The sequence below is a fragment of the Campylobacter sp. JMF_14 EL1 genome, from assembly GCF_027737585.1.
GTDB lineage: Bacteria > Campylobacterota > Campylobacteria > Campylobacterales > Campylobacteraceae > Campylobacter_B.
The window spans coordinates 34219-54352 of sequence record NZ_JAOVTW010000005.1 but is presented as its reverse complement, the minus strand read 5'-3'; the positions used below and the strand labels follow the sequence as shown (position 1 = coordinate 54352).

22 protein-coding genes and 1 tRNA gene are annotated in these 20134 nt (G+C 39.6%); 11 read left to right on the top strand and 12 right to left on the bottom strand.

Annotated elements, in window-relative coordinates; genetic code table 11:
- Window positions 1–61 precede the first annotated feature (61 nt).
- From OFN73_RS06690 to OFN73_RS06655, 8 genes are all read left to right on the top strand, one after another.
- A tRNA-Ile gene (locus tag OFN73_RS06690) sits at window positions 62–138 on the top strand.
- A gap of 197 nt (window positions 139–335) precedes the next feature.
- Window positions 336–1577 carry a tyrosine-type recombinase/integrase gene (locus OFN73_RS06685; RefSeq protein WP_270862770.1) on the top strand — a complete coding sequence of 414 codons (1242 nt, stop codon included), beginning with the start codon at window positions 336–338 and terminating at the stop codon, window positions 1575–1577.
- Window positions 1571–2494 (top strand): hypothetical protein, encoded by a 924-nt coding sequence (locus OFN73_RS06680; RefSeq protein WP_270862769.1) that lies wholly within the window; start codon window positions 1571–1573, stop codon window positions 2492–2494. Before OFN73_RS06685 ends, OFN73_RS06680 begins: the two co-directional genes overlap by 7 nt.
- A gap of 155 nt (window positions 2495–2649) precedes the next feature.
- On the top strand, window positions 2650–2871 hold the full coding sequence (locus tag OFN73_RS06675; protein WP_270862768.1) for a helix-turn-helix transcriptional regulator: 222 nt from the start codon (window positions 2650–2652) through the stop codon (window positions 2869–2871).
- Window positions 2868–3164: a helix-turn-helix domain-containing protein gene (locus tag OFN73_RS06670; protein ID WP_270862767.1), complete on the top strand. Its 297-nt coding sequence runs from the start codon at window positions 2868–2870 to the stop codon at window positions 3162–3164. The genes OFN73_RS06675 and OFN73_RS06670 overlap by 4 nt, the downstream gene beginning before the upstream one ends.
- 61 nt (window positions 3165–3225) lie before the next feature.
- Window positions 3226–4029 (top strand): hypothetical protein, encoded by an 804-nt coding sequence (locus OFN73_RS06665; RefSeq protein ID WP_270862766.1) that lies wholly within the window; start codon window positions 3226–3228, stop codon window positions 4027–4029.
- 41 nt (window positions 4030–4070) lie between these two features.
- Window positions 4071–4202, top strand: coding sequence for a hypothetical protein (locus OFN73_RS06660; RefSeq protein ID WP_270862765.1), 132 nt, complete (start codon window positions 4071–4073; stop codon window positions 4200–4202).
- A gap of 80 nt (window positions 4203–4282) precedes the next feature.
- Window positions 4283–4822 carry a hypothetical protein gene (locus tag OFN73_RS06655; protein ID WP_270862764.1) on the top strand — a complete coding sequence of 180 codons (540 nt, stop codon included), beginning with the start codon at window positions 4283–4285 and terminating at the stop codon, window positions 4820–4822.
- Between the two features lie 401 nt (window positions 4823–5223).
- Here OFN73_RS06655 and OFN73_RS06650 read toward each other — a convergent pair whose 3' ends face one another.
- Window positions 5224–5649, bottom strand: coding sequence for a desulfoferrodoxin family protein (locus tag OFN73_RS06650; protein ID WP_270862763.1), 426 nt, complete (start codon window positions 5647–5649; stop codon window positions 5224–5226).
- A gap of 208 nt (window positions 5650–5857) precedes the next feature.
- On the opposite strand from OFN73_RS06650, the gene OFN73_RS06645 reads away from it, so the two are divergent.
- Both OFN73_RS06645 and OFN73_RS06640 read left to right on the top strand, forming a co-directional pair.
- Window positions 5858–7177 carry a dicarboxylate/amino acid:cation symporter gene (locus OFN73_RS06645; RefSeq protein ID WP_270862762.1) on the top strand — a complete coding sequence of 440 codons (1320 nt, stop codon included), beginning with the start codon at window positions 5858–5860 and terminating at the stop codon, window positions 7175–7177.
- Window positions 7178–7858: an aspartate/glutamate racemase family protein gene (locus OFN73_RS06640; protein WP_270862761.1), complete on the top strand. Its 681-nt coding sequence runs from the start codon at window positions 7178–7180 to the stop codon at window positions 7856–7858.
- 89 nt (window positions 7859–7947) lie between these two features.
- On the opposite strand, the gene dnaE is transcribed toward OFN73_RS06640, so the two are convergent.
- The 4 genes from dnaE to OFN73_RS06620 all read right to left on the bottom strand — a co-directional run bounded on the left by dnaE (window position 7948) and on the right by OFN73_RS06620 (window position 15227).
- The gene (gene dnaE / locus OFN73_RS06635) at window positions 7948–12075 is read right to left on the bottom strand and encodes a DNA polymerase III subunit alpha (protein ID WP_270862760.1); all 4128 of its coding nucleotides are present in this window, start codon (window positions 12073–12075) and stop codon (window positions 7948–7950) included.
- A 716-nt stretch (window positions 12076–12791) separates the two neighbouring features.
- Window positions 12792–13334 carry a DJ-1 family glyoxalase III gene (locus tag OFN73_RS06630; protein WP_270862759.1) on the bottom strand — a complete coding sequence of 181 codons (543 nt, stop codon included), beginning with the start codon at window positions 13332–13334 and terminating at the stop codon, window positions 12792–12794.
- Between the two features lie 9 nt (window positions 13335–13343).
- Window positions 13344–13913: a cytochrome c gene (locus OFN73_RS06625; RefSeq protein ID WP_270862758.1), complete on the bottom strand. Its 570-nt coding sequence runs from the start codon at window positions 13911–13913 to the stop codon at window positions 13344–13346.
- Between the two features lie 78 nt (window positions 13914–13991).
- Entirely contained in the window at window positions 13992–15227 is a 1236-nt protein-coding gene (locus tag OFN73_RS06620; protein WP_270862757.1) for an OprD family outer membrane porin, read from the bottom strand.
- A gap of 230 nt (window positions 15228–15457) precedes the next feature.
- On the opposite strand from OFN73_RS06620, the gene OFN73_RS06615 reads away from it, so the two are divergent.
- Window positions 15458–15610 carry a hypothetical protein gene (locus OFN73_RS06615; RefSeq protein WP_270862756.1) on the top strand — a complete coding sequence of 51 codons (153 nt, stop codon included), beginning with the start codon at window positions 15458–15460 and terminating at the stop codon, window positions 15608–15610.
- Between the two features lie 4 nt (window positions 15611–15614).
- Here the strand turns inward: OFN73_RS06615 and OFN73_RS06610 are convergent, their stop codons facing one another.
- From OFN73_RS06610 to OFN73_RS06580, 7 genes are all read right to left on the bottom strand, one after another.
- Complete coding sequence (locus OFN73_RS06610; RefSeq protein ID WP_270862755.1) at window positions 15615–16001, bottom strand: hypothetical protein; 387 nt, start codon at window positions 15999–16001, stop codon at window positions 15615–15617.
- Between the two features lie 239 nt (window positions 16002–16240).
- Window positions 16241–16372: a hypothetical protein gene (locus OFN73_RS06605; protein WP_270862754.1), complete on the bottom strand. Its 132-nt coding sequence runs from the start codon at window positions 16370–16372 to the stop codon at window positions 16241–16243.
- A 598-nt stretch (window positions 16373–16970) separates the two neighbouring features.
- A complete protein-coding gene (gene hisG / locus OFN73_RS06600; protein WP_270862753.1) occupies window positions 16971–17588 on the bottom strand; it encodes an ATP phosphoribosyltransferase in 618 nt (205 codons plus the stop codon).
- Window positions 17585–18205 (bottom strand): type III pantothenate kinase, encoded by a 621-nt coding sequence (locus OFN73_RS06595; RefSeq protein ID WP_270862752.1) that lies wholly within the window; start codon window positions 18203–18205, stop codon window positions 17585–17587. The genes hisG and OFN73_RS06595 overlap by 4 nt, the downstream gene beginning before the upstream one ends.
- Complete coding sequence (locus OFN73_RS06590) at window positions 18192–18524, bottom strand: hypothetical protein (RefSeq protein WP_270862751.1); 333 nt, start codon at window positions 18522–18524, stop codon at window positions 18192–18194. Before OFN73_RS06590 ends, OFN73_RS06595 begins: the two co-directional genes overlap by 14 nt.
- Window positions 18514–19524 (bottom strand): L-seryl-tRNA selenium transferase, encoded by a 1011-nt coding sequence (locus OFN73_RS06585; RefSeq protein WP_270862750.1) that lies wholly within the window; start codon window positions 19522–19524, stop codon window positions 18514–18516. The genes OFN73_RS06590 and OFN73_RS06585 overlap by 11 nt, the downstream gene beginning before the upstream one ends.
- The gene (locus tag OFN73_RS06580) at window positions 19524–20075 is read right to left on the bottom strand and encodes a hypothetical protein (protein WP_270862749.1); all 552 of its coding nucleotides are present in this window, start codon (window positions 20073–20075) and stop codon (window positions 19524–19526) included. Before OFN73_RS06580 ends, OFN73_RS06585 begins: the two co-directional genes overlap by 1 nt.
- Between the last annotated feature and the right edge of the window lie 59 nt (window positions 20076–20134).

The window sequence follows — 20134 nt, the reverse complement described above, 5'->3', positions numbered from 1 at the left end:
CGCTTTAACTCAAATTTAAGAAATTTTTTGTAAAATTACAGCTTATCCAATTTATTCAATCGGGCTCATAGCTCAGTTGGTTAGAGCATCCGGCTCATAACCGGATGGTCCCAGGTTCGAGTCCTGGTGAGCCCACCACTACCCCTTTTTAACCATTTTCAAAACCTTTCACAAACCACGATTTTAAGAGAGTTTAAAGCCTTTTTTAATTAAAATCAATTTCAAAGAAAATCACTGATTTTCACAAAAAAGAATACATAAAAGGTTACATAACAGCACCATAAAAATAAGTTATGTATCCCTAAATGCAATAAACGATTTTAAGGGGTTTGGCTATGAATACTTACGAAACAGACACGCAACTAAAAAATTATAAGTTACCGCAAGGCAAAACGGAAATTTGGCTAAAAGACAAAAAGACAGAAAATCTATATTGCATAGTCAGACAAAACACAAAAAGATTTTATTATAAATACAAAACAAACGGAAAAGAGAAAAAAATACCCATAGGCAAATATCCGAGTTTTAGCCTAAGCGAAGCAAGATTAAAAGCCCTTGAATATCAAACAGCAAGGGATAGGGGCGAAAATATCCAAAGCGCAAAAATCAAAGCCCTAACCTTTGGCGAGATTGCGAGTGAGTATATCGACAAGAAAAAGAGTGAATTAAGACCCGAACAAATGCAAGATTTCAAAAGGAGCACGCAATTAGGCAAAAATATAGGGCGCATTGAAAAACACATTTATCCAAGCATAAAAGAGCGTAAAACAAGCGAGATTAAGCGAACTGAGATTATAGAAGCGATAGAAAAAATCCAAGACCACGAAGTCAAAAACGGCTTAACCTTTGAGACTTCAAGGCGAACATTTAATTTCACAAAAGAGATTTTTAAATACGCAGTTAGTAGGGGTTATATTGAATATAACCCCCTTAGTGAAGTAGAATTTAAGGACGCTTTTAAAACGCAAAAGCGAGATAAGCACTTCAAAGCCATAACAGACACCAAAAGATTAAGCGAGTTTGTAAAAGCCATATATAGCGATACTAGCATAAGATTTCAAACCATTAACGCTTTAAAATTTGGACTTCATACAGGGTTAAGAACGAAAAATATAAGGCTTTTGAAATGGGAATATATTGATTTTAGCAAGAATTTAATCACAATTCCAAGCCCTAATATGAAAACAAACAAAGACAAAGACAGCTTTAAACTTCCGATAAGTAGGCAAGTAAAGGCGATTTTGCTAGAAATGCAAACGAGAAAAAAGGGCGAATATGTATTTTATAGCGATATTGCGAGAAGTAAAGCTATAAACGAAAACGCTATAAATCAAGCTATTAAGTGGTTAGGGTTTGGTGATGAAATGCACGGACACGGACTAAGGAGCGTATTTTCGACCACAGCAAACGCAAACACCAAAGAACACGGCTTAAACTCCGATATAATCGAGTTAAGCCTCGACCATACACTAAAAGACCGCATAAAGGCGATTTATGACCGAAACCTGTATTTAAGCGAACGAGCCGAGTTAATGCAGTGGTATAGCGATTATTTAGAGAGCTTAGCAAAATGCTAGATAAAGACCTGTTAAGCGATACACAAATTCAAAGGCTACAACATAAAAAAGAGCTAAAAGGCTTTTTTACTTTTGCTTATCAAGGGCTAAAATATCCGTATTTATTAAATTCCGAATTCTTTAAAAATCAAACAGAATTTATAAATTTTTGCGATAATAAAATTAGCGAATTTATAGATTTATGTGTAAATCGCTTACAAGCAAGAGAACACGAAATAAATAATAAATCGCTTAACGATTTTATAAATGGAGGCGATATTGTTATCAATGAACTTGATTTTGGGACTTTTGAAAATATAAAGAATAACCTATATTATGCTTTAAGCGATTACGATTTAATGCGTAATTATATTTTGCCGATACCTACATTTTTGCTTTTTATATCAGGCGACAAAAAAATAATAGATAAAAATATAAAAGATTTTGCAAAAATTGAGAGCGAAAAAGAATTTGATTTTTGCAAATATCTAAAACGAAACTTTATACAAATACCGCCAACAGATTACAAAGCAAATACACAACTTTTAAAACTTTTATATAAAACGAATAAATTCAAACCTATTATAGTCAATGTCGTTAGAGAATTTATGTTTGTATATACTAGCTTATTGCGGGAAAATGCAAAAAACGAAACAAAAGATAATCTAAGTTTTTACACTCAATTTGAACGAAAAAAAGATTTTTCAGATGATTTAATCAAATGGAATTTTAAAAACAATTTTTTACCTTGCCGATTGATTAGACAATGCAAAGGCTTTAAAGATAAATTTATTTTTAGCCCTAGCACTAATTTTAATGATTTGCTTAATGAAACTCTTATCAAAAAATTAAAAATAGACGGAACATTTTATAAAGCCCTTTATTTGACCCACACAAACCATTTTATACAAGAATTTTCGAAAAATTTACACATTTAAATCAATAAATTTAGCCGAAGTTGATAAAGCCCTTATTATCGGTATTTGAGCTACTTTTTTTAAAAAAATCTCAAAAAAACCCTTAAAATACACTCATAATTTTTCATAAACTAGCTAGAAAATGAAAATTAAATCTAATTTTTAGGAGTTATCAAATGGATAACCAAAATTTTAACAAATGGTTAAACGCTAAACAATTAAGAGCGTATTTAGGGGGTATCAGCCAAGCGACTTTATGGCGATACTATAAAAGGGAAAATAAACTTCCACAACCAAAAAGGATAAGTAAATCAATCCTTTTATGGGATATAAACGAAGTTAATGCAAAATTAGGCTTAACTTCCGAAGCCGAAACGGCACAAGGAGGCGAAAAATGAGCGATAAAAAACAAAAAAGACTAGGCACGATTGAAAGTTTAATCGCAACTTTGCAAGGCTTAATAAACAATGCTGATGATATTACCGCCCTTAATGGTGGTAAATATCTAACAACACGAATCAGCAATAATATCGTGGAATTAAGAGATAAAGGCATTACGATTATAACCGAGCGTATTGAACTAGCAAATAAAAAGCATTATGGACGCTATAAACTAGCAAAATCAAAGGATAATTTAGTAAGAGCGAAACGACTTTTAAAGGCATATTCAAATATGCAAAAATCAAAATAAAAAAGGGCGGTTTGACCGACCGCCCTAAATTCTTTAAAAACCTATGGAATTATACCAAAATATGGCGCATAATGCGAGTATTTTCAACAAGATTTTAGATAAAATTTCCGAAGCTGATTTATTTAGCATTTCGCAAAATTTATCTCAATTCGCATCGCCAAATTTTAGCGGTATCGACAGCCTAAGATTTACCTCAACCGCCAAATTTATAAGCAAATTTACCAACTTCCTACAAACGCAAGGACTAACCCTAAACGAAACAGCCTTTAAAACCAACCATTTCAGATTATACGATTTATATGGCTATAAAACGCCAAAGACCGCCCTATTTTGCAAAGTAAGCCAAAAAGTAAGTATTTATATATACTCCACCTCAGAGACGCTAGACAAAGCAAGAAAAGCGCATAGAGACTTAAAGGGATTTCGCTTTTTAGAAATTCACGGATTAAGCCAATACGACAGCCAAGCCAAAGAGCCGCTAAAACTCGACCGAAAAACCGAACGAATTTTAAAATTTTTACTCGAATTTATCGATAATAGAAAAAATCGCCAAAACTTGATTTTAAAGAGCCTTGATTACTCACTCGACTATTTTATCAAAAAAGAAGTTAATGCAGTTTTGGCGCAAAGTATAGCCCCTTATTTAACAAATTTGGATAATTGTAAATTATACAAACCAAAAGCCCTTAATACTATTTACGCTCAGACCTCGACAAGAAAAAGGGCAAAGCCTATAAACGGAATTTTGCAAAAAGTAAGATTTTATGATAAAAAAATCAAACACGATAGCTCACGGGCGCGCGAGACTATGCAAAGGCATATTATAAGGGCTGAACTCGTTTTTGTTTTTGATAAGACCCCTTAAAAAAGTCATAAAATCGATATTTGCTGAGGTTATGAAACGAAATGAAAGCGAAAGACAATAACTTCCGCACTAAATCGCCCTTTTTGACCTATGCTAAACACCAAGCAAACCACGCAAGGGGCGCACTCGCAACCGCTTATATAAATAGACTTTCTAGTAGTGAATTAACATAATAATTAACCCAAGACTATACAAAACTATCAACTATTGCTATAATAACAATTATCAAAATATATAAAATAGAAAGGTTAAAATGAGACAAAAAACAAGCGATAAATACAAAGAACTAACAGCCGAATTTATAAGCGGTAATACTGAAATATCCAAGCTATCTAAAAAATATAAAATCCCTAGAACTTCGATTTATAGCCATTTTGACCGCAACGGATACGACCCAAGCACGGATTTAATCAAGGCTAGACACTTTATAAATCAAGGGCTAGAACACCTAAAACACTTCATTAAATCGAATATTTGCGACAATCCTAACAAACACACAAAAGAGCTAAACGAATTAGCAATTAAAAGCCTAATGGATACGCTAGAAAAAGAACACGGCACAACGGCCACAGCCATAAACGATTTAATCCTAAATGCAATAATTAAGGCTGATACTATGCTAGACCAAGCGAACGACCCTAAAAGCCTTTGCGAAACTATGCAAGGCATAAAAAAGTTAAGTGAAGCAATAGGGCTACCCCCTAAACTTTCTAAATATGATATAATGCAAGAAATCAAAGAGCTAAACGACAAAGAGCCGTTTAAAATTGAGATTAATTATCTAAATTCATAGCGTAAGCTTAATTAAGTTTATAGTTAAAATTTAGCTAATTTTTTGCGAAACTTAAAAAAATTTAGCGTGAAACATAACTTTTAAGCTTTGCAAACTTAAACGGAAAAAGCGCAAAATTTACAAAGCCCTAAAATAGGGGAATATTAAAATTAAGTTATGAAAATGATAGTTTTCAATACAAAATTTTAAATTAAGCAAATCTTAAAAAATCGGTTACATAAAAGAATACATAAATTAATCAGAATAAAATCTTTATATCGCTAAAATAGGGCTTTACAGGCTATTTTAGTAAAATGGTGAGCCCACCACCACACAATTTCAGCCTTTTTTTAAAAGCTTTTTAAAAACGATTATATAAAATTAAAAAATAAAATCAAAGCCCCGAATTTGGGGCTTAGTGGTTATAAATTTATCGAAAATGTAAAATTTCCGTGCAGGTTACAGCGAGAGATTGCTTTGAGGGTTTTGACATCTTTTAGATTTAGTCTTGCGCTCAAAAATCCCCTGCTTGCGACTGGTTCTAACGAGGCTTTGGCTACGAGTTTATCATCTGCGTAAAGCTCAATCGCATAAATCCAGTGATCAGCGTCGCTTGGGTGGATTATTCCGCCTTGTCCGATATTGACATCTACTAGCGAATATCCCTTTTCATCGGCGTCGCGCACAGTGATTTCTGGGGTGTGTTTTTTCTCGAAATCGTTTAGGTTTTTTGGATCTTCGGGCGTGATATCCTCGGTGTTTGCGATAAGGCTTTCGTCGTATGCGCTTAGTGTGCTAACGGCTGCGGCTGCCGTAACTATGGCTTTTAATGCGGTTCGTCTTTGCATTTTTTCCTCCTTAAAAAATATGATAAATATTGTATTGTTTTATATTAAAGATAAAGTAAATCTTATTTTAAATTCGCCAAATTTATGGTGCAAAATTTAGAAAACAAACGAAATTTTAACCTTTCGTTATAAATTCAGCCCTAATTAAATTTGTTCTATGCAAATTTATTGTAAAATCGTAGGAACATTATATTTTAAAGGGGAAAAAATGTCGCAAAGTGACGCTAATGCGCCTAAAAAGCGCGGTATATTTGCATGGTATTTTGAGTCAAGCCTACTTTGGCGCATAATGATTGCGCTTGTTTTGGGTTCGGTTTTGGGTATAATTTTACCGCAAAATGCCACCGTTGGCGATACCACTTGGGTATCGATTTTAACGCCGTTTGGTGATCTTTTTGTGCGAATGCTCAAAATGATTATGGTGCCTGTAATCGTCTGCTCACTGATAATTGGCACAAGTTCGATTGATCCAGCTCACCTTGGTAAAGTTGGCGTCAAAACGATAATTTTCTACGCGATTACGACGCTGTTTGCGATCGCCATAGGTTTGGCGTGCGGATTGATTTTCAGCCCTGGTAGTGGGTTGGAGCTAGATGCTGCCAAAGCTGTGGAAAAGAGCGCAAACGCTCCTGCGATGAGCCAAATTCTGCTAAATATTATCCCTACAAATCCGTTTGAAGCTATCGTTAAGGGCGAAATTTTGCCTATTATCGCATTTTGTATTTTTGTGGGAATTGGCCTAGCGTATTGCAAAAGTAGCGACGATGAGCGTATTGCGCGCAGTGCAGATACTGTGTATGCGTTTTTTGATGGTATGAGCGAGATTATGTTTAAGGTTATCCGCTGGGTTATGCAATACGCACCAATCGGCGTTTTTGCGCTAATGTTCGTTGTATTTAACAAAGCTGGAATTGGCGCGATTAGCTCGCTTTTGACCGTTACGATTGCGCTATATGTGGGGCTTGCAGTGCAGGTGTTTGCGATATACTGCGTGGTTTGTATGCTAATTGGCATAAATCCTGCGAAATTCTTAAAAAAAGTCCGCGCGCCTATGCTTACGGCGTTTGTTACCAGAAGCTCGAACGGCACGCTTCCGATTACAATGAGGACAGCTGATGAGGAAATGGGAATTCCAAAATCAATCTACGGCTTTGTTTTGCCTGTGGGTGCGACTGTGAATATGAACGGAACGACCGTATATTTGGGCGTTTGCACGCTTTTTATCGCTAATGCGTGCGGTATTGATCTAACCGCTCAAAACTACTTTACGATTATCATCACATCTATGCTAGCAGCTATCGGAACAGCCGGTGTGCCCGGTGCTGGCGCGCTAATGCTACTTTTGATACTAGAATCAGTAGGTATCAGCGTAACTGGAACTGTGGCAGTGGCTTATGGTATGATACTAGGCATTGACGCGATACTAGATATGGGACGCACATCTATGAATGTTACAGGTGATGTCGTGGCTTCGCTATATGTGGCTAAAACAGAGGGCAAACTAGATACCTCAAAATGGGAGAATTAAATGCGTAGAGTCGGAGTAATCGGCGGTATGGGACCGCTAGCAAGTGCTGATTTGTATCTAAAAACGATAGAATTAACGGGGGCTAGAAGCGATCAAGAAAATATCCCGCTTCTAATCGATAGTTATCCGCAAATTGAGGATAGGACGGCGTGCATTTTCGGCGAGGGCGAGGATCCTACGCCAAAGCTAATCGAAAGCGCAACTCGCCTTAAAAATGCAGGTTGCGAGGCGTTTGTCATGGTTTGCAATACAGCGCATTATTTCGCACCAAGGGTTTTGGAGGTTGTGGATTTGCCACTAATCCATATCGCAAAAAACGCAGTTAGCATGATACAGACCCGCTATCCAAATGCCAAAAAAATCGCAGTTTTGGCTACTTCTGGCACGAAAAAGGCTAGGGTGTATGATGAGCACTTAGAGAATGCTGGATTAATCAGCGTAGAGCTTGGCGAGGAAAATCAAGCTAAGCTAATGGATTGTATTTACAAAGGTGTGAAAGCTGGCAAAACCGCAGAATATGTGGAGACTTTCAAAAGCGTGCTAGATAGCATTGACGCGGATGTTTATATCGCTGGCTGCACGGAGATTCCGCTGTTTTTGCCACTTATTGAGACGGATAAGGTTTTCCTTGACGCTACGCTTGAACTTGCGCGCGCGATTGTGGAATTTGCCCGTTCGTAGCCAAATTTAATCAAATTTAATAAATTTAGCCCAAATTTTGGGCTAAATTTAGATTTTCAAATTCCTAAAATTCGTAAATTTCAGAAATTTCACGCAGCTAAAATTTCGCCCACTTTCTCGCCAAAATCGTCGCCGACGATGTATTCGGTAGGATAGATCAAAACCTCGTTTTCAAACCTCACGCGCAAAATTAGCCGTTTGGAGTTTTTCAAATCCCGGTCGTTGAAGGCTAGGGAGTAGATTTTTTGAATTTTGTCGCGGTTTAGCTCGCTAGCACTTATTTCAAACTCGAAATCCACAGCCTTTTTGCGCTGTTCTTCGCGCTCTTTTTTGCTTTGTTGCAAGGCCACAAGTGCGGCGTTTTCGCCCTTTTCAAAGCCATTATCGCCAAAATTTCGCCTCTCTTTGCGCGCAGAGCCGCCATAAGCCTTCGCTTCGCTAGGGGCGTAGTTTTCGATATTTCGCGCCTCATCGAGCGATAAAATTTCATCTAGGTAAATTTGATATTTTCCGCCGTAAGTTCCTGTGTTTTTCGCAAGCCTTACCCAAAATGCCAGCGGGCGTTCTAGGTCGCTATCGCTTAGGGCTAGCACGCTTTCGCACACATCGCCAAATGCCGCGACTTCGAAGCTCCCTGATAAATCGAGTATGGTTAAATTCGCCATTTGCGAGCCAGATTTTGTGGTGCGAGAATTTACGCTTTCGATTTTACCGACACACAAAAGCTTCATTGATGAGCCATCGTTTTGCAAAATTTCATCAAATTCGCTCGATTTGCTGTGTGCGATAGGCGAAATTTCGCTTTCGAAAACTTTGAGCGGATTTCCCTCTAAAAATACGCCAGAGCGTGGTCTAAACCCAGCGTCTTTGGCGTTTTCTAGGCTTAGCATTGAAAGGAAGGAAACTTGATACGCTCCCTCGCCAGCGGCACTTTTGCTGATTTTTATCATAAAAGCGTATGGTTTTTCAAGCTCAGCAGGGCTTAAATTTTCGATAGTTTTTAGCGTGTTGTCAAATACGGCTAGTTCATACGAGCCGTGCAAATCCAAAATGGTCAAAATTCCCATTTTTTTGCCAGTTTTTGTGATACGAGTAGTGATATCCTCGATCCGCCCAACGCTTAAAATTTCGGCATTATCGCCCGTAATCTCGCCAAATTGCGATGAGAGCAGGTAATCTATACCGCTCATTTGCTCTTTATAATCATCGAGCGGGTGACCTGAGAGATACACGCCCACGGTTTGTTGCTCGAATTTTAAAATTTCACTTTGCGCAAATTCCTCAGCGTTTTCCACGAAGCTTACTTTTATTCCCTCGGTCATCTCCTCATCTTCGCCAAATAGCGAGTTTTGAGCGTCTTTTTTGATTTCTGTGATTTTTTTCATCACATCTAGGATATTTTCCATGTTTTGGATAATACTAAGCCTAGTTTTACCCAAACAATCCATCGCACCGCCGTAGGTTAGGGACTCGATGACCTTTTTATTGACCTTGAAATTATCCACTCTGGTGGCAAAATCATCGATATTTTCAAAAAGCCTTTCGTTTTGAAGCTCCAAGATATTCTCAATCGCAGCAGATCCTACGCCCTTAATTGCGCCAAGTCCGTAGATGATAGACTGCCCTGATTCGCTTGCTTCATCGTCGATTACGCTAAATCCGCGCAAACTTTGGTTGATTGATGGTTGTTTTAGCCCGATACCAAGCCGTTTTGCTTCATCGATATATTTTGCAACTTTATCTGTGTTTCCCTCCTCAGATGTGAGCAAACCAGCCATAAATTCGGCTGGATAGTAGGTTTTAAGATAGGCTGTTTGAAATGTAATCATCGAATAAGCCGCCGCGTGGGATTTGTTAAATCCATAAGAGGCAAATTTCATAATCATATCAAATAGCTCGTTTGCCTTAGCGACATCAAAGCCGTTTGTCTTAGCCCCCTCTAAATACTGCTCTCTCATGTGAGCTAGCTTTTTTTCGTCCTTTTTACCCATGGCTCTACGCACCAAATCAGCTTCGCCAAGCGAAAATCCGCCGATAGTTTGCACTAGCTGCATGACCTGCTCTTGATAGACGATGATTCCATAAGTCGGCTCTAAAATTTCCTTGATTTGCGGGAACATATACGAGGCTTCCTCGCGTCCGTGTTTGATATCTATAAAGCGCGGGATTAGATCCATTGGACCTGGGCGATATAGCGAAATCATCGCGATGATATCCTCAAATCTATCTGGCTTTAAATTTACGGCTAAATCTTGCATGCCAGCGCCCTCGATTTGGAAAATTCCAAGCGTGTTGCCTGATTGGATTGTTTTATAAGTCGCAGGGTCGTTAAAATCTATTTTTTCCCAGATTATGTCTTTATCATATCGCCTTTTTATGAGTTTTAGCGCGCTGTCGATGACATCGAGAGTTTTAAGCCCCAAAAAGTCAAATTTGATGAGATCCACATCTTCTAGGTAGTTTTTCATATACTGCGTGACGATACGCGCGTCATCGCCTTTATCTTGCTTGAAAAGTGGAGCCTTGTGCCATAACTCTTCGTTTGAGATAACCACGCCTGCTGCATGCATGCCAGCATTGCGGTTTAAGCCCTCTAATTGAAGCGCGAATTCCCATACTTGCGCGGCTGTGGGGTCGCTTTGCAAAAGCTCGGCGATTTTTGGCTCTTGCTCGTAAGCACCCGGTTTGTATTTATCGCTATTTGGATCGCCGACGCCAGTTAGGGTTACGCCAGGACCTTCTGGGATTAGTTTTGCCATTTTATCAGCTTGTGAGAGAGGCATATCGCATACTCTGGCGACATCGCGGATTACGCCACGAGCTAGCAATTTACCAAAGGTCGCTACCTGGGCGACATTGTATTTGCCATACTGCTTTATGACATAATCAATTACTTCGCCACGCCTTGCTTGACAAAAATCCACATCAATATCTGGCATAGAGATACGAGCAGGGTTTAAAAATCGCTCGAAAAGCAGGTTATAAGGTATCGGATCTAGGTCGGTAATACGAAGCGCATACGCACAAATCGACCCAGCCGCAGAGCCACGGCCGGGTCCTACTGGGATATCGTGGTCTTTGGCCCAGTTGATGAAGTCTTGCACGATAATCATATAGCCTGAGAAGTGCATGCTTTTTATGATTTCAAGCTCTTTGTTTAATCTTTCTTCGTAAATTTGGTGTTTTGCCTCATCAATAAATTTTAATCTCTCTTTTAATCCCTCACGGCATAGATAATCAAACAAAAAATCATCATTGGCAAAGCTATATCTAGCCTCTGGCTCAGGTAAGCTTAGTCCGTGTTTGCTAGCGTATTCGAGGGTAAATTTGAAATTTGGCGGTGTGGGAGCGTAGCCCTTTTCCTCGAAAGCAAAGTGCAAATCGCACTTTTCGACGATTTCAGCGGTATTTGTGATGACCTCTGGCATATCGGCAAAGAGCCTTTGCATTTCTTCATCTGATTTGACATAAAATTCGCTTACGACATGTTTTAGGCGATCTCCGTCGTTTATGGTTTTGCCCATGGCTATGCACTGATACACATCGTGGGCTGTGGCGCGCTCTTTGTAGGCGTAGTGGGCGTCGTTGGTGGCGATGAGTTTGATATCAAGCTCGCGCGCTATGCGAATTAGATCTTTTTCGATATTTAGTTGCTCGCCGATACCGTGTCGCATGATTTCTAGGTAAAAATCATCGCCAAAAATCTCTTTATACTCCATAGCGGCTTTTTTAGCAGCCTCGTATCCGCCAGCACCTCTTTTTAAATTTCGCTCGCTTTGATTTAGGTGAAATTCCACCTCCCCAGCCAGACACGCAGACGAGCAAATAATGCCCTCGCTATGCTCGCGAAGTAGTTTTTTGTTTATGCGTGGGTAGTAGTAAAATCCGTTTAAAAACGCCTGCGAGCTAAGATACATTAGGTTTTTGTAACCGATTTCGTTTTTGGCTAGCAAAATTAGGTGGAAGCGATTTTTGTCGCTTTTATCGCCGATATCATCGTGGTTGTGGATATAGGCTTCGATACCGATTATCGGCTTTATGCCGTTTTTGCGCATGGTTTGGTAAAAATCGATCGCCCCAAACATATTGCCGTGATCTGTGATTGCGCAGGCTTTGGCACCGCGCTCGGCTAGGATTTTGGCTAGTTCGCTGACTTTGTTTGCCCCGTCAAGCAATGAGTATTCTGTATGCAGGTGTAAATGTGTGAATTCGCTCATAAAATGTCCTTTGAATTTGCGCTCATTTTAGCAAAAAGGGGTTAAATTTTGGCTTTTTGAAATTTGGAGAATTTGCTTTGCGTTATCGCTGTGTTTTGGCAGACACTGCGCCGAATTTGTTATGCGAGCAAGCAATTGATTTGCCTTTAATTTGTCATTGCGAGGAGCAAAGCGACGAAGCAATCTACGACTTTAAAAAATTCCTTGCACTAAATTTGCTGTCATTGCGAGCTTTCGCAGAAAGCGAAGCAATCCAGGGGAATTTCAGATAAATTTTAATTCAAATTTCTAACACTCCCTAAATTTTACTGGATTGCTTCGTCGCTTTGCTCCTCGCAATGACACGGAATTCACATGCTCTAAATTTAAAGTCGTAGATTGCCACGAATTTTGCTAACGAAAAATTCTCGCAATGACAAATCAAGCGTAAAATTTTGCTTACCATTGTCATTGCGAGCGTAGCGAAGCAATCCAGGGGAATTCAGATAAATTCCAATTCAAATTTCTAACATTCTCTAAATTTTACTGGATTGCTTCGTCGCTTTGCTCCTCGCAATGACACGGAATTCGTATGCTCTAAATTTAAAGTCGTAGATTGCCATGAATTTTGCTAACGCAAAATTCTCGCAATGACAGATTTGGGATTAGGGAATTTTACTGGATTGCTTCGCTTCGCTCGCAATGACAGATTAAACAGCAATTGCGAGCGAGTGAAATTAGTTAAAAAGTAACTCGGATTTTAGTGTGTTAAAAGCCTCATCGCCTTTTAGTTCGCGCACGATTGCGAGTGCGAACTCCATTGCAGTGGCTGGACCACGAGAGGTAATGATATTTTTATCTATTATGACATTTGCGCTAGCGGTGTAGCCGGTGTGCGCGACAGTGCCCTCGAAGCCCGGGTAGCAGGTGTAGCTATCCTTTAAAACACCGGCTGTGCCCAGAGCCCAAGGTGCAGCGCAGATTGCGCCGATTTTTTTGCCAGCTTTGTCAAATTCGCGTAAAATTTCGCCTAGTTTTTCACTTTTGGCTAGGTGTTCGGCACCTGGCAAACCGCCCGGCAAGACTATCATTTCGTATTCGTTAATGTCTAAATTTACAAGTAAATCATCGGCGATGATTTCCACGCCGTGAGAGCCTGTAACGCATTTTTTCTCTAAGCCGAGAAATTTAGCGTCGATCCCAGCTCGTCTTAGTAAATCAACCACGCTTATTGCTTCGATTTCCTCGAAGCCATTGGCTAAAATAACGGCTACTTTCATTTTTTTCCTTTATTTTAGATATGAGCCTTGCTCACTAGGAGTGGTCGAAATATCGGTGTTGCCACCACGCGCAGAGCCTGAACCGCCAGGCAAAAATGAAGTGTCGCCCTTCAAAAATGCGATGATATAGCCTATCTCTGTCGAGGTCGTAGATAGCGCGATAGGGTTCATCAAAAATGCTTTTTTGCCACCATATTCATAATCTGAGCCGTAGTCGCTAATCGCCATAGCAATTTCGCCTGCGGATAGATTTTTGATTTTTTTAGAGACGCCGTGAGCGCGCTTTTCGCCATTTGCGCCGTGGCATGAGGCGCATTTAGCAGCGAAAAGCTTAGCTCCCTCTTCTTTGGCGGCTACTGGATTGTGCTTGATAGTATTTAGCACGCTACCCTTTGAGCCGTCGTTTTTATAGACATTGACTGTAATATTTTCGTCTTTGGAATGTTTTTCGATGAGGGATTTTAGCTCTTTTGCGAACTCGCCTTTTGCCTCAAACACATAGCTTTCTTCTGGCTCATTAGCCACCAAAAGCGCACCCGCGCAAAAACATGCTAAAAACGAAAGTTTTAAAATCTTCATTTGATACCTTGTCGATAGAATTTAAAAAGGGCGAGGTTTTGCCCTCGCCCTAGGATTATAACTAATCAGAGTAAATGATTAGAAAGCGTATCTAGCTTGGAAGCGGATAAAATCTTGTTCTTGATCTTTGCCGTCCGCGCCATTTCTTTCTAGCTCAGCGTGTGACCAGAAAGTTTTGAAGCTAAGTTTTTTGTTGTATTTGTAATCAGCTCTTACAACTGTTTCCCAGCCATCTGTATCAGTTCCGTTCATACCCTCAAATTCGCCAGCTACATAATCAACACCTAGTCTTAGACCAGTATCTGGGATAGTGTAACCAGCAGTAGCATACCATGCCCAGTTGTCGCCTGCGAAATCTGTATAGCCGATTAAAGCTTCGCCTGCGCCAAGGAAAGAAGCGTCATCTTCAAATGATACTCTTGAATGTGTAGCAGCATCTGTGTCGTATCTGACATAACCAACGCTTGCATCGAAACCAAACAAATCTGCGCTAGCCTCTACACCGAAGTAATCAGCATCATCAACAACGCCACCGCCTTGAATGCTTGTGTATTGTCCGTCGAAATCAGAGAAAGCGTATTGAGCTGTCAAGCCTAGGTTGATATCCTCTGTAACATCGAAGCTTAAACCAGCCTCAACTGCGAATAAATCAACAACATCCTCTAAGCTAGCATACCATAGTTGGAAAGATACTGGATTATAAGAACCGATAGCAGCTACGCCCCATAGGTTGTGTTGGTCTAGTTTTTTACCATCTGGTGCAAGTGTTGCAGCATCTGCATTCTTAGCAATATCGCCATCTGGCTCCAATGCATCCATATATAGAGCAGCAAGAGTTAAGCCCTCGATATCTTGATTGACAACTTTCAAACCATCGCCATACATATCGTCTGTGAAGAATGCGCCTATTTTTTGGCGACCTAGTTGAACTGTCGTGCCACCAATTTTATATCCTAGGTATCCTTGGTATAGATCAAATTTTGTTGTATCTGCATTAGCTGTTCTGCTCTCTGCCCAGTCGCCATCGTGAGCATAGCGAATACCAGCTACAAAGAAGAAGTTATCATCGATTTTTGTATTTACATTAACAACGCTTTTAAATCTCCATCTGTGATCATTGCGTCTTGAAGCATCAGCTTTATCGCCAGCTTCGCCAGCAAATTTATTGTCATTTTTAGTGCTATCAATACGCATCCAAGCGAAACCGCTTACATCTACATCTTTGATTGCATCTTCTAATGCAACAGCACTTGCTGATGTAGCAAATGCACCTGCTGCTAATGCAGCTGCTAAACTAAGTTTGAATAATTTCATTTGAACTCCTTGTAAAAGTTATGGTCGTAATAGTAGCACAAAATACTGAATTATTTGCTTAAAACAATCTTAATTTTACTGAAATATAACCATTTTGTTACCGAGTATTAACCAAAATCGCTGAATTTTGCATAAAAAAAGCGAGACGCTCTTGCGCCTCGCAAATATTGAAAGGAGTTTGATTTCGATAGGGTGATTGTAGCTAAATTTGAGTAAATATATGGCAACAAATGAGAATTATTTTTAATGGTAAAAAATTTGCAGTTAAGCTAAATTTAGCTGATAAAATTCGTAAAATTTATGCGAAATTTAGAATTTTTAGCGCGAAATTTGCCCTTTTTGTTAATTTTTCGTTAAATTTAAAGGGCGAAATTCGGGCGTAAGTTATCAAAAACTGATTTTTTCCTCGGTTGGGGCTTTGATATTTTCGTTTTTGTGGAGCTGTTTTTTGATGATTTTGGTCGGCGTGTAGCTCTCTTTCTTGCCAGGGGTGATTTTGCGAGAGAGTATTTGCGCGCTAGAAACGGTGCCGTTTGTAACGCTGATGAGTGCGACATCGCCTGGGTTGGCGAAGTATTTATTTGATTTGGCGGTGCATTGCTCGCTACCATTTATAAATTTATATGTATATGCGACTTTGCTCTGTCTTGTGTAGCTAGAAATCTGCATTTTGCTGGCGGTGGTGTCTGGGCAAAGTGGCGTGGTGCGTGGCGCGAAAAAGGCGCAACCTGTGAAGCTTAGCGCGATTAGGCAGGGTAGGATTAGGTTTTTCATTTTTTTCCTTTTTTAAATTTTGGTTTTTAATTTTAAAATTTTTTCGGAAAAATTGCAAATTTTGGCTAATTTGTCATTGTAAGGAGCTGTTGTATTACGGCGCCGAAGCAATCTACGAGTAAAAAATTTAAATTTTGCAAATTTGCTGTCATTGCGAGCGAGTGTAACGAGCGAAGTAATCCAGTAAAATTTAAAGTAAAATTCTATTTAAATTTTGGTATTGAACGATTTTTTAAAATTTAGTTGATCTTATTTTTCGTTACGGCTTCGCCGTGCTGGATTGCTCCGTCGCTGTAAAACAGCTCCTCGCAATGACACGGATTAGAGCGTCTGTGAATTTTATACTCGTATTTATACTCGTAGATTGCCACGAATTTTGCTAACGCAAAATTCTTGCAATGACAGATTAAAGGCAATGGAATTTCTCTGGATTGCTTCGACGGCGTTGCCGTCTCGCAATGACAAATCAAGCGTAAATTTTGCCTAATTTGTCATTGCGAGGAGCGAAGCGACGAAGCAATCTACGAGTAAAAAATTTAAATTTTGCAAATTTGCTGTCATTGCGAGCGAAGCGAAGCAATCCAGTAAAATTTAAAGCAAAATTCTATTTAAATTTTGTATTGAACGATTTTTTAAAATTTAGTTGATCTTATTTTTCGTTACGGCTTCGCCGTGCTGGATTGCTCCGTCGCTGTAAAACAGCTCCTCGCAATGACACGGATTAGAGTTTTTAAAAACGCTAAAAAGAGACAAATTTGCGTAATAGTTATGCAAATTTGTCTTTAAATTTTATTTCCCATACCTGATGGATTAGGTGTAAATTTAATTATTTTTCTTTTTTATATGGCAACATAGAGTAAAGAATAGTGCAAAATACAGCTATCGTAGCAAAAAAATAGAGAATTTCAGCCATACTTTTTTGAGCCAAATATGCAATAACATAAGGAAAAGAATTTATTAAAAAATCCACTATTTTCCTGCGATTTCTTTTGCAATTTTGTCGCGCAAATCTAAAATTTCATCTCGTTTGATGACAAAGCTGTTTTTGTTGGCGATGAGGTGCGCTGAGCTGTGCATGATAACCTCGGCGACTTTAAGGCCATTTTGCTTCATCGTAGCGCCTGTTTCGACCACATCGACGATAGCGTCTGATAGCCCTATAATCGGAGCTAGCTCGATCGAGCCGTATAGTTTGATGACCTGAGTGGCGACGGCTTTGGTGGCGAAGTATTCGCGCGTGATATTTGGCATTTTGGTTGCGATTTTGATACCTGGGGTGTTGTAATCAAGCTCGGTTTCGTTTGGCACGCCCACACAAACTCTGCATTTGCCGATTTTGAGATCTAGCAGGCGCAAAACATCTGGTTTGTGCTCTTCGAGCACATCTAGCCCCACTACGCCGATATCTGCTGCGCCTCCGACGACATAGGTAGGAATGTCTTGGTTGCGGACATAAAGAAATTTAAAATCACCCTCTTGCATGATTAATTTGCGGTCTTCAAAGGCAAATTCTAGCCCAAAAATGCTTTTAAAAATTTTGAGTGTATCATCGGCAATGCGACCCTTTGGTAGCGCAATCGTAATCATAAAAGTCCTTTTTGTGAGATTAAATTTTTCATAGCGCGGAAAATCAAATCCCTATCATAAACGCCGTTTTTGAAATGTCGCATTAAAAACGCGCCGTCCCCGCCGGTAAAGTGTATGCGTTTATCGCCGGCAATGTCGGCTATGGCTAGGATTGTGGGCTTGAAAATGCCGTAATTCACGGCGTCGCTTGTTTTTTGTGGAAGCGAGTCTAGGAAAATTTTCGTCGAGAGATTGACATCTAAAACAGATGAAATTTCGCCATAAGTGCGAAGCATAGCGTGGATTCCAGGCAGGATAAATCCGCCAAGGTGGGTGCCACCTTCCATGACATCGACCGTGATAGCGCTGCCTGCATCGACGATGACACCGGTTTCGACCATACTGCACGCGACGATTCTATCGATTCCTAGCCCTTGGTAGGTGGTGTTTATGTGGAAATGGTGCGTAATGTCGATAAATAGGGGATTGTTTAGCTTGCGTTGCACTCTGGCATTTACATTTATACAATACACTCTCTCGATTGGTTCGTAGTTCAAAAACTCGTCGATACCCATAGCAAAGGTTGTGCCGTTATCATAAAATTTGGCATTTGTGTTGCCGATATCACATAAAAGCATAGGTTTTAAATCCGTTTTCTTCTAAAAATTTTTTACTTTTTGAGCAAATTTGGCTGTTGTGGAACAAAACTCGTTTTTTGATAGTTTTGCCTAAATTTGCGCAAATTTGTTCGGTTAAATTTAATAAAAATTCGCTATCTCGCATAATGAAGCGAGATGATGCCTCGCGCATGAAAATCAGGGTATTAAACCCAGATAAATCCACGCCAAAATAGGCGCTGTATGCGCGGGAGCGAGTGAAAATTTTCAAATCTATGGTTTTGAAATTTTTAAGCAAAATTTCATGGCTAACCATGAGATTGGAAATTTTACTTAGCAAAATTTAGCACTTTATCATCGTAGTAAAATGACGAATTTGCGCTAAATGCGCGAGAGTCAATCTCATCGCTTAGCTCAAAAATCGCCTCGCTTTGCAGATTTTTATCCGTGCGGATAACAAAACCTGTGCGCTCTACGATATAAAGGTATTCCCCACTAAATACACCCTCTAATAGCTGAGCGAAGGTAAATTTGCGAGATTTTATTAAATTTAGGTTTTTATCCAAAAGCTCGACCGTGCCGTCTTTTAGCAAAAGATAGATTCTATCACCGTCAAATAGGACATTTCTAATGTCGCGGTTGTAGGTTTTGTTGCCATTTGGGCTGATGAGAACTAGCCTTGTGCCTGTGCCTGCATAAAGGTCGTCGCCACGGGCTTGAAGCGTGGTTATGTTGTTAAAAAATGGTTGATTTGATACGACGAAATCCCTCACAGAGCGGCCGCCTGTGCGCTCTACGATATTTACTAGGCCATCAAGTGCTGGGTAGGCTACTAATTGGTTGATAAAAAGCGGAGCGGCTGTGCGTGAATCTATGGCAAATGCGTCGCCGATTTTATCATCTAGCACCATAGCACCCGAGCTTAGGCGAAAGAGCATTACGCTATTATCGCTCATCACAAGTGCTAAATCATCGCCGTCAATCGCGCCACTTAGGGCATAGCGTTTGAGATCTCGCTCAAATTTCACGCTGCCATCGCTACCCAAAACCCTAGTCGTGCCGTTTGTGTCTGTGGCGATGAAATTTCCATTATACTCGCCTAAAAATCGCTCGTTTTTGTTAAGTTTGATATTTTCATTTACGCCTGATTTGGTGATAACTGCGCCGTTTGATAGCGTGGCGCCCTCTTTGGCAGCATAGACGATTTCGGCTGGAAGCGAGCCGTTAAAGGCCATTTCGCCTGTGATGTTGTCATCGCCTGGGTCGAAATACTGGCGCTTGGTCGAACAACCGAAAAATAAAAACGAAAGCAGAAGTGTGAATATGATTGATTTTTTCATTATTTATTTCCTTTATAATGTTTTAAATTTAACGCTAAATTTCGCACTGGCGAATCTATGGCGATTTTGTCAAATTCGGCGTTTGCAGCCTCGATTTGACCTGTTTTTAAAAGCTCGTATCCCTTTACGATAGCGTCGTAATCGTTAAGCAAAAGCGGGCTTTGTTTGCCGTTTTGCACACTGATAATCTCTTTTAGCAAATAATCGACCTTACTATCGTTTGCAAGGGAAGTTAAATCGTCAGCTGTGCCGTGATTTAGCATATATAATGCGTATAGATTGAAATCTTTGTCTTTTAGTTTGGCAAGTTTTGCGTCATCGCGCGTCTCTAAAAGCTCTGAGTATAGCTCGTTCGCGCTGTTTATGCGAGAATTTTGGATAAATTCGTTCGCCCAGTATCCTACGAAAATCACCATTATAAGGGTAGCGAAAAAGATTAAAGGTTTTTTGTATTTTTTAATGAAAATTTCGCTTTTGATAACGCCTTCTAAAAACTGCTCTTCTGTGCCTATTTCTTTTTTAACGCCTTCGATGTCGTCTTTTAAAGCCAAAGTAGTATCCTTTTGTGATTAAATTTGGCGGTAATTGTAGCATAAAAAAATTTAAATAT

Bases quoted from the DNA above. Each gene is read 5' to 3' on its own strand.
- OFN73_RS06685 (WP_270862770.1), top strand. From the start codon at position 336: ATGAATACTTACGAAACAGACACGCAACTAAAAAATTATAAGTTACCG.
- OFN73_RS06680 (WP_270862769.1), top strand. From the start codon at position 1,571: ATGCTAGATAAAGACCTGTTAAGCGATACACAAATTCAAAGGCTACAA.
- OFN73_RS06675 (WP_270862768.1), top strand. From the start codon at position 2,650: ATGGATAACCAAAATTTTAACAAATGGTTAAACGCTAAACAATTAAGA.
- OFN73_RS06670 (WP_270862767.1), top strand. From the start codon at position 2,868: ATGAGCGATAAAAAACAAAAAAGACTAGGCACGATTGAAAGTTTAATC.
- OFN73_RS06665 (WP_270862766.1), top strand. From the start codon at position 3,226: ATGGCGCATAATGCGAGTATTTTCAACAAGATTTTAGATAAAATTTCC.
- OFN73_RS06660 (WP_270862765.1), top strand. From the start codon at position 4,071: ATGAAAGCGAAAGACAATAACTTCCGCACTAAATCGCCCTTTTTGACC.
- OFN73_RS06655 (WP_270862764.1), top strand. From the start codon at position 4,283: ATGAGACAAAAAACAAGCGATAAATACAAAGAACTAACAGCCGAATTT.
- OFN73_RS06650 (WP_270862763.1), bottom strand. From the start codon at position 5,649: ATGCAAAGACGAACCGCATTAAAAGCCATAGTTACGGCAGCCGCAGCC.
- OFN73_RS06645 (WP_270862762.1), top strand. From the start codon at position 5,858: ATGTCGCAAAGTGACGCTAATGCGCCTAAAAAGCGCGGTATATTTGCA.
- OFN73_RS06640 (WP_270862761.1), top strand. From the start codon at position 7,178: ATGCGTAGAGTCGGAGTAATCGGCGGTATGGGACCGCTAGCAAGTGCT.
- dnaE (WP_270862760.1), bottom strand. From the start codon at position 12,075: ATGAGCGAATTCACACATTTACACCTGCATACAGAATACTCATTGCTT.
- OFN73_RS06630 (WP_270862759.1), bottom strand. From the start codon at position 13,334: ATGAAAGTAGCCGTTATTTTAGCCAATGGCTTCGAGGAAATCGAAGCA.
- OFN73_RS06625 (WP_270862758.1), bottom strand. From the start codon at position 13,913: ATGAAGATTTTAAAACTTTCGTTTTTAGCATGTTTTTGCGCGGGTGCG.
- OFN73_RS06620 (WP_270862757.1), bottom strand. From the start codon at position 15,227: ATGAAATTATTCAAACTTAGTTTAGCAGCTGCATTAGCAGCAGGTGCA.
- OFN73_RS06615 (WP_270862756.1), top strand. From the start codon at position 15,458: ATGAGAATTATTTTTAATGGTAAAAAATTTGCAGTTAAGCTAAATTTA.
- OFN73_RS06610 (WP_270862755.1), bottom strand. From the start codon at position 16,001: ATGAAAAACCTAATCCTACCCTGCCTAATCGCGCTAAGCTTCACAGGT.
- hisG (WP_270862753.1), bottom strand. From the start codon at position 17,588: ATGATTACGATTGCGCTACCAAAGGGTCGCATTGCCGATGATACACTC.
- OFN73_RS06595 (WP_270862752.1), bottom strand. From the start codon at position 18,205: ATGCTTTTATGTGATATCGGCAACACAAATGCCAAATTTTATGATAAC.
- OFN73_RS06585 (WP_270862750.1), bottom strand. From the start codon at position 19,524: ATGAAAAAATCAATCATATTCACACTTCTGCTTTCGTTTTTATTTTTC.